The organism is Skermanella sp., from assembly GCF_059503625.1.
The window spans coordinates 1-2,654 of record NZ_JCACHA010000365.1; the positions used below are offsets into that span (position 1 = coordinate 1).

Below are 2,654 nucleotides of genomic sequence, written 5' to 3' on the forward strand. Positions count from 1 at the left end.
CTCAATCCCAACGGCGCCAACAGCGTCACCGTAAGCGTCGGCGAGACCGGCAGCACCGAAACCGTCAGTCAGACACTGATCATCGACACCACCGCGCCGGTCCTGGCGATCACCTCGAAGCCGGTGACCAGCGATACGACCCCGATCATCACCGGCACCGCTGAGGTCGGCTCCGTCGTCACCGTCAGGGTGGAGGACGCGATCTATTCTTTCACCGCCACCAACGGCACCTGGAGCCTCGACCTGGAATCCGCAGTGCCGCTTTCCGGCATCCTGGCACTCAACAACAACGGCACCAACAGCATCTCGGTGACAGCCAGGGACCCGGCGGGCAACACCAGCTCCACCACACAGACACTGCTGATCGACACCATCGCTCCGGCCGTGGCGATCACCTCGGCGCCGGTGACCAGCGATACGACCCCGATCATCACCGGCACCGCCGATACCGACTCCACCGTCATCGTCACGGTGGCGGGTGCAACATATTCCACCAAGGCCAGCGACGGCGTCTGGAGCGTCGATCTCGGCAGCGCCACACCTGTTGCCGGCACCCTGGCGCTCGACCCCAGTGGCGCCAACACGATCTCGGTGACCACCACCGATCCGGCAGGCAACATCTCGGCCGTCCCGGCAACCGCGACGCTGACGATCGACCCGTCGGTCCCGGCCGTGGTGACGACGTCGGGAGTGCTGGGCGGCAGCACCTATCACCGGCCCTGGACACCGGCCGATCTGGCACTCGCGGGCGGACAGGGTGCCGATGCCACCTCGACCGTCTACCGGGGTAATCAGATCACCGCCACCTCTGATCTGGCTTACTCCTACGCGGCGACGACCTTCACGCCGACAAAGGCGGGCCCCTTTACCTTCACCGTCTCAGCGGCTGAAATACCGGACGCATTGTTCAGCTCCGACGTCTTCATGGCTGTCTACAAGACGAGCTTCGACCCTGAACACCCGCTGAACAACCTGATCTACGCCAACGACGATACGTCAGCGCAGGACTACAGGCCCACCATTCCCGACGTTTTTCTCGAACCCTTTACCCGCTACATCGTGGTGGTGTCGGCCAATGATCCGGACGTTACCGGCACCTACACGATTGCGGCCAAGGGTCTGGCCGGCGGGTCCTGGATGGAGGCGGACACCGGCGGATCCCTGGTCATCACCTCGGACCCTTCGGCTGTCTTCGCCGAGAACGATACCGGTCCGGTCTACACCGCCGAGGTCAGCGCCGGCGGGGACGCAGTCGCGTACACGCTCAGCGGTGTTGACGCCGGCCTCTTCACCCTGGACGCCACCACCGGCATCCTGACTTTCAAGTCGGCACCCGACTACGAGAAACCTGCCGACAGCGGCGGCGACAACGTTTACGACGTGACCGTCACCGCCACCGGGGCCGGCGGCCAGGACACCCAGGACATCGCCATCACGGTTACCAACGTGCTCGAGGGCGCGGCACCGACCATCACCTCGGGAGAGCTGACCCGTGACAGCACGCCGGTCATAACCGGCACCGCCACCGCGGGCTCCGTCGTCACCATTGCGGTCGCGGGGGCGACCTACGCCGTCACCGCCACCGACGGCACCTGGAGCCTCGATCTGGGAGCCGCAGTGCCGCGCGCCGGATCCCTGGCGCTCGATCTAAATGGCGCCAACACCGTTTCGGCGAGCATCGCCGGGGAAGAGGCCGAGGTCGTTACCCAGCAGCTGACCATCGACACCACCGCCCCAGCTCTGGCGATCACCTCGATAACGCTGACCAGCGACAGCATACCGGTCATCACCGGCACGGCCGAAACCGGCGCCATCGTCACCATCACAGTAGAAAGTGCGACCTATTCCCTGGTCGCGACCGACGGAGCCTGGAGCCTCGACCTCGGCGCGGCCATACCAGAAACCGGCACCCTGACGCTCAAACTCGGCGGTGCCAACAAAGTCTCGGCCACCGCCACCGACGCAGCCGGCAACACTGCCACCGCCGATCAGACGCTGATCCTCGACGGCGCCGCTGCGACCACGACGCTCATATCGGGACAGCTGACCGGCGATGCCTACTATAGGCCCTGGACCCCTGCGGACATCGCGATGGTGGATGAGTTTGGTTCCGCGGACACCGTTACGGTTTATACCGGCAATGAGATCAGTGAGTCCGCTCCCTACCTTTACAATTACGCGACCGCGGTCTTTGTCCCGGTCCTGGCAGGTTCGTTCACCTTCTCCGTTTCGGCAGCCAATATTCCCGACGCATCCTTCGACTTCAGCGATGTCTTCATGGCGGTGTACGAGGCGAGCTTCGACCCTGAAGACCCGCTGAACAACCTGATCTACGCCAACGACGATACGTCAGCGGATAACTTTAAGCCGACGATCCCGAATATCCAGCTGCAGCCTTTCACCCACTACATCGTGGTGGTGACGGCTTATGATCCGGTTGCCACCGGCACCTACACGATTGCGGCCAAGGGTCCGACCGGCGGTGCCTGGATGGGGGCGGACACCGGCGGATCCCTGGTCATCACCTCAGGCCCTTCGGCTGTCTTCGCCGAGAACGATACCGGTCCGGTCTACACCGCCGAGGCCAGCGCCGGCGAGAACGCAGTCGCGTACACGCTCAGCGGTGTTGACGCCGGCCTCTTCACCCTGGACGC

General features: G+C 64.4%; 1 protein-coding gene. It reads left to right on the forward strand.

What is annotated here, in order from left to right; all coding sequences use genetic code 11:
• Nucleotides 1–2,654, forward strand: a 2,654-nt coding sequence (locus AC5JJ6_RS08235) for a beta strand repeat-containing protein (protein WP_496041571.1), incomplete at both ends; no start/stop codon positions are given.